Here is a 5,797-nt window from a genome sequence, read left to right on the forward strand (position 1 = left end):
GGCGAGTATGACGATCTGCCCGAGCAGGCGTTCTACATGGTTGGCGGTATCGACGAAGTCGTCGAGAAATCCAAGAAACTGTAAGCCTCGACAGGAGGGCCCATGGCAGAGATGATCTCCTTTCACCTGGATGTGGTGAGCGCCGAAGGAAAACTGTTTTCCGGTCGCGTGCAAACTGCTCAGGTATCAGGCTCCGAAGGTGAGTTGGGTCTCCGCCACGGTCATGCTCCGTTGCTGACTGCCATCAAGCCGGGCCTGGTCCGCTTGGTGAAGCAGAACGGAACTGAAGAGGTGCTGTACATCTCCGGCGGTATGCTGGAAGTACAACCTGAATCCGTGACCGTGCTGGCGGACACCGCGATTCGTGCTGACGACTTGGATGAGGCGAAAGCCCAGGAAGCCAAGCGCGCAGCCGAAGAGCGGATCCACAGCTCCCATGGTGATATCGACTACGCCCAGGCCGCCACCGAGCTGGCCAAGGCGATGGCTCAACTGCGAGTCATCGATATCGTCAAAAAGAATTACCGCTAATAACGGTGATGTAAAAAGCGACCTTCGGGTCGCTTTTTTTTTACCCGTTGGATAGACTCCGCCGAGTATTTCCTCATGTTCCAAAGGTCAATTTATGTCCCTCAACGTCGTGATCCTGGCTGCGGGTAAAGGTACCCGCATGCGCTCTTCCCTGCCCAAGGTACTCCACCCGGTAGCCAACAAACCCATGGTTTCCCATGTGATCGATACCGCTCGTCAGGTCGGTGCCGAGCAACTGCATCTGGTCTATGGCCACGGTGCCGAGCTGCTGAAAGAGCGGATCGTGGCGGCCGATGTCAACTGGGTGCTGCAGGCGCAACAGCTGGGGACCGGTCATGCCGTCGCCCAGGCCATCCCGTTCTGGAAGGATGAAGACGATGTGCTGGTGCTGTACGGCGATACCCCGCTGATCCAGCCCGAGACCCTGCAGCGACTGCTGGCTGCCAAGGCTGAAAACGGTATGGCATTGCTGACTGTGGTACTGGACAACCCCACCGGTTATGGCCGTATCGTCCGTGAAAACGGTCAGGTGGTCGGTATCGTCGAGCAGAAGGATGCTAATGCCGAACAGCTGGCTATTCGTGAGGTGAACACCGGCGTGCTGGTGGCCAACGGGGGCCAGTTGCGTCAATGGCTGTCTCGTCTCGACAACAAAAACGCCCAGGGCGAGTTCTATCTGACCGATGTGATCGCCATGGCTCACGGCGATAATTGCCCGATTGCCGCCGTTCATCCGGAGCGCGCCGCTGAAGTGGAAGGGGCCAACAATCGGGTTCAATTGGCCCAACTTGAGCGCAGCTATCAGCAGATGCAGGCCGAGAAGCTGATGATCGCCGGAGTCACCCTGATTGACCCGGCCCGCTTCGATCTGCGCGGAACCCTCGAGATCGGTGAAGAGGTGGTGATCGATGCCAACGTCATCATTGAGGGCAAGGTGACTCTCGGCAATCACGTTCGTATCGGAGCCGGTTGCGTACTGAAAGATTGTGTCATTGGCGATCACACTGAGGTGAAACCCTACTCGGTTATCGAGGGTGCAAAGGTGGCAGATCAGTGCTCAGTGGGCCCGTTTGCCCGCTTGCGTCCGGGGGCGGTTCTGGAGCAGGATGCGCACGTTGGCAACTTCGTCGAGATGAAGAAGGCCCGTCTTGGGGTTGGTTCCAAGTGCGGTCATCTGACCTATCTGGGTGATGCCGAGATCGGAGCCGGGGTGAATATCGGTGCCGGTACCATCACCTGCAACTACGACGGGGTCAACAAATTCCAGACCATCATCGAGGATGATGTGTTTGTCGGTTCCGATACCCAACTGGTAGCGCCTGTTCGCATCGGCAAGGGGGCGACTCTGGGGGCGGGTTCTACCATCACCAAGGATGTGGCCGAGAACGAGTTGGTGATCACCCGGGTGCCCCAGCGTCACATCAAAAACTGGGCTCGTCCGGTCAAGAAGAAGTGATGCCCGATCAATAAAATAGAACCGGCGCCTGATGGCGCCGGTTTTTTTTGGCTTATGACTGATGGTTGGTGTCACTGGTCGATGACTGGGGGGCCGCCCATGTGGTCGCGGGTGCGCTGTAGTCCATCACCTGATACCAGTCGAGCTTGCGGGTCAGCAGCATGATCAGCGCCAGGGTGGCGAACAGCAGCAGGGCGCCGAGCAGCAGAGCTATCTCTTCGGCCTGCAGCAGGCTGTAGAGGATGGCATAGACCAGCCCGAGCAGCGCCGCGAAGCCGATCCCCTGCTTCGGACCACCCAGCACATGACTGAGGTAGAAGCCGTTGAGCAGCACGCTGGCCAGCGCGGCTACCAGATAGGCCCAGCCAAAGCCGAGGTGCTCGGTCAGGGCCAGCAGCACCAGATAGAAGATAGCCAGCCCCATGCCCACCAGCGCGTACTGGATCGGGTGAACCCGCAGCCCCTTGAGCAGCTCGAACATAAAGAAGCTGATAAAGGTGAGGCCGATGAAGAGCAGGGCATATTTGGCCGCCCGTTCGTTGAGCTGATAGTGATCCACCGGCTGCACCAGACTGACGCTGAAGGTGGAGAGATTGCTATCGTCCCCGTTCATCATCCGGTTGAAGCGGGTCTCCATGTCGCTGGCGAACCAGCTGGTTTGCCAGTTGGCCTCAAACCCTTGTTGACTCAGGGTGCGACTGCTCGGCAGAAAGTCGCCGATAAAGTTGGGATGGGGCCAGTTGCCCGCCAGCAGCAAGGTGCTCTCCTTGCCCAGCGGTACTATGTCGAGGGCGTTCATCCCCTGCAGATTCAGATCCAGATGAAAGGTGCCATCCTGTTGCGGCAGGCTGTCGAGCGGGGCATGGATACCTGCCAGCGCATCACCGAGGCGGGCGCCGGGGGCAAACGGGATCCGCTGTGTGCCGAGTTGCAGTTCGGGCACGCTGTTGATACCGCGAGCATCGGAGAGCACCAGGCTCAGGTAGGGTTTGCCCGCCACCAGCTCGGCCGCTTCATCAAGCGGTGGGTTCGCGTCATTCAGCAGACTCTGCCGGGTTGGCAGGCGGCCCGAGAGGGTGAGCCGGGTCTGATAGACCTGCGCCTGATAGATGCCGAGCTTGCGCGGGGTGACCTCCATGTTGGCCTTGATATCCAACTGCTCCGGCAGCAGGTAGCGGTAGATCTGCTCCTGACGGACGAAGCGCTTGCCCTCCTGCTCGACCGTCACCGAACGGGTATAGGGCTGCACGATAATGGGCCCCATCAGTCGCTGCGGGCCGCTGCTGCTGGCCATGATGCTGTGAATGGCCTGACTGCGGTAAGCCTGACGCTCCCGGTTCAGCTCCATGATGGATTGCACCGGCACCATCAACAACAGGCTGAGCAACAGCAGCAGAAAGATCTTGTGGGTAAATATCTGTTTGACCATGACACGTCTCCTTGTTGTATGGAGCGAGTCTGCCGGCCGGACGTGAAGAGGGGATGGGCTTGTGTGAAGTGATGGTGAAGGGGGATAAAAAACCGGCCTTGCGCCGGTTTCTGGAGGAATTACAGGGTCTTCAGCTTCCCGGGCAATGCGGCCAGCACCTCTTCTTTCGCTTTGAGGGAGGCGAACTGCTTGCCGGGCTTTTGCACCACGGTATGGACGAAGATCAGCTGCTTGCCCGGTTTGCTGGCCCAGCCGACGAACCAGCCGATCTGCTGATCGCGGTTGAGGCTGCCATCCAGCTTCTTCGGGTAGCCCATGCCGGTTTTGCCGTGGATCTGCCAGCCGTCGATCTCGCTCACCTTGAGGATATTGGCGGTGTACTGCAGGGTCTGCGCCGAGACCGGAAGCTTGCCGCTCACCATCTTGCCGAGGAAGCGGGCCTGCTCCTCCGGACTGATGGCGAGGCTGGAGCTGAGCCAGGCCTGGGTCAGGCCGTCATGCTTGCCCGGATTGCCGGAGAGATCCCGGTTGCCGTAGTCGAAGCGGTCGACATATTGCTGGAAGCGCTCCATCCCCAGCCATTCGGTGATCTGCTGGGAGAACCAGACCACCGAGTAGGTTTCCCAGCGGCGCGGGGTGGTGGTTTCACGCCAGGCGGGCAGCCAGCCGTCATAGCTCGGTTTGTAAGGCAGCGCCGGATGCTCTTCATCCACCAGATAGCCGCTGTCGTAACCCATCAGCGCCAGCGGGATCTTGAAGGTGGACGCGGGCGGCAGCTGGCTGGAGCAGTCCCCTTCGCTGGAGAGGGTCTGGCCGTTGCCATCGGCATAGAGAAAGCAGCCGCTGGCGGCGGAGGCAGGCAGGGCTGCGAGCAGACCGGCAGCCAGCAGGCTGGAGAGAAGCAGGCGGGACATAGCATTTCCTTGAGCAAATGGATGAGAGAAAGCGGCAGTCTAATGCCGCTTTGTGTGGGGAATGTGAAGTTGCGGGGGGACTAGGCGAACGGCAGCCAGAGTTCCGCCAGCGCGCCCCCTTCCGGCCGGTTGCTCAGGGTCAGACGGCCGCCATGCTGGTGGGCCACCTCATGGGCGAAGCTGAGCCCGAGACCACTGCTCTTGCCCTTGTCCGGGCGCGGCAAGGAGTAGAAGCGCTCGAAGATGCGCGGCAATGCGTAGTCGGGAATGCCGGGGCCGCTGTCGGTGACCCGAAAACAGTAGCCCTCCTCCTGCTGGCTGCCGCTCAGGGTGACCTGCCCGTTGGCGGGAGAGAAGTCGATGGCGTTATCCAGCAGGTTGCCGATGGCCTGCTCCACCAGCAGCGGATCCCACTTCTGTTTCGGCGCGCTGGCCAGCTCGGCCACCAACTCGACCTGACGGCGCTGGGCGATGATCTGGCGGGCATCGAGCGCCCGCTTGCCGAGCCCGGCCGGCTCTACCGCTTGCCGATCCAGCCCCTGCCCCGACTCAAGCCGTGCCAGTTGCAGCATTCGCTCGATCAGCTGCTGCATGCGGGCGGTTTCCAGATTGATGTTGCCGATAAAGCGCCTGGCCACCTCGGGGGGCGGTGTTTCGGCCAGGATCTCCCCTGCCCCGCGAATGGCGGCCAGCGGGCTTTTCAGCTCGTGGGTCAGGCTGTGCACATAGGCTTCGATGTAGCTTTTGCCATCGAGCTGGTGGCGCATGGTCTCCAGTGAGCGGCCGAGCCGATCCAGCTCGACGGTGTGCAGCCGTGGCAGCGGTGCCGCCTCCCCCTTGCTGACCGAGTCGGCGTAGTGCACCAGCTTGCCGATGGCGCGGTTTAGCCACCACACCAGCAGGCTGCCGATCAGCAGCGAGATGAGCAGCATCTGGCCGCCAGCCCGCAGCAGCTCCTGTTCCCCGCGCTCGATGGCTGGCATCAGGGTGCGATTGGGTTTGGCGACGGTGAGGGAGCCGATGATCTCGGCCCCTTCCCGCAGCGGCGCCGCCACATACATGGTCGAACTGGCGGCATCGTCGGGATCGGTGCGGGTGCTGCGGGCGCCATACTGGCCGCGCAGGGTGCGGTAGACATCGTTCCAGCGGGAATAATCCTTGCCCAGATCCGTGCCGTCGGAGTCGTAAATCACCATACCCTTCTGGTCAGTGACATAGATGCGGTACTCCGCTTGTTGCTTGAGATGGCCATCGATCATCGCATTGATGGGATTCTGGTTGAGGCGGGCGAAGGCGCTGGCCAACCGCCCGTTCATCATATTGCCCTCTTTCAGATCATCGAGTGCGAGCGGTGCCAGCAGCTGGGTCATGTCTACCAGAGTATCCTCGGTGGCGCTGCGCACCCCGGGTTTGATCTCCTCGACGAAGATCTCCAGCACGAACCAGGCGGCCAGCGCGAAGATCAGC

5 protein-coding genes are annotated in these 5,797 nt (G+C 61.0%); 2 read left to right on the forward strand and 3 right to left on the reverse strand.

All coding sequences use genetic code 11. The features are described 5' to 3' along the window. The first annotated feature begins 102 nt into the window (after window positions 1-102). Window positions 103-531 carry a F0F1 ATP synthase subunit epsilon gene (locus tag AACS18_RS11835; protein WP_005342354.1) on the forward strand — a complete coding sequence of 143 codons (429 nt, stop codon included), beginning with the start codon at window positions 103-105 and terminating at the stop codon, window positions 529-531. Window positions 532-625: 94 nt separating this feature from the next. After that, window positions 626-1,987, forward strand: coding sequence for a bifunctional UDP-N-acetylglucosamine diphosphorylase/glucosamine-1-phosphate N-acetyltransferase GlmU (glmU, locus tag AACS18_RS11840; protein ID WP_108614319.1), 1,362 nt, complete (start codon window positions 626-628; stop codon window positions 1,985-1,987). Between the two features lie 52 nt (window positions 1,988-2,039). Here glmU and creD read toward each other — a convergent pair whose 3' ends face one another. From creD to blrB, 3 genes are all read right to left on the reverse strand, one after another. Next, a complete protein-coding gene (creD, locus tag AACS18_RS11845; RefSeq protein ID WP_108614320.1) occupies window positions 2,040-3,416 on the reverse strand; it encodes a cell envelope integrity protein CreD in 1,377 nt (458 codons plus the stop codon). Window positions 3,417-3,535: 119 nt separating this feature from the next. After that, on the reverse strand, window positions 3,536-4,330 hold the full coding sequence (gene blaOXA / locus AACS18_RS11850) for an OXA-12 family class D beta-lactamase (RefSeq protein ID WP_106844468.1): 795 nt from the start codon (window positions 4,328-4,330) through the stop codon (window positions 3,536-3,538). Between the two features lie 80 nt (window positions 4,331-4,410). After that, window positions 4,411-5,796, reverse strand: a complete 1,386-nt coding sequence (gene blrB / locus AACS18_RS11855; protein WP_258228926.1) for a beta-lactam sensor histidine kinase BlrB — start codon at window positions 5,794-5,796, stop codon at window positions 4,411-4,413. Window position 5,797: the final 1 nt, after the last annotated feature.

This window comes from Aeromonas sp. HMWF015, assembly GCF_963878965.1.
GTDB lineage: Bacteria > Pseudomonadota > Gammaproteobacteria > Enterobacterales > Aeromonadaceae > Aeromonas > Aeromonas veronii.

Bases quoted from the DNA above. Each gene is read 5' to 3' on its own strand.
- AACS18_RS11835 (WP_005342354.1), top strand. From the start codon at position 103: ATGGCAGAGATGATCTCCTTTCACCTGGATGTGGTGAGCGCCGAAGGA.
- creD (WP_108614320.1), bottom strand. From the start codon at position 3,416: ATGGTCAAACAGATATTTACCCACAAGATCTTTCTGCTGCTGTTGCTC.
- glmU (WP_108614319.1), top strand. From the start codon at position 626: ATGTCCCTCAACGTCGTGATCCTGGCTGCGGGTAAAGGTACCCGCATG.
- blaOXA (WP_106844468.1), bottom strand. From the start codon at position 4,330: ATGTCCCGCCTGCTTCTCTCCAGCCTGCTGGCTGCCGGTCTGCTCGCA.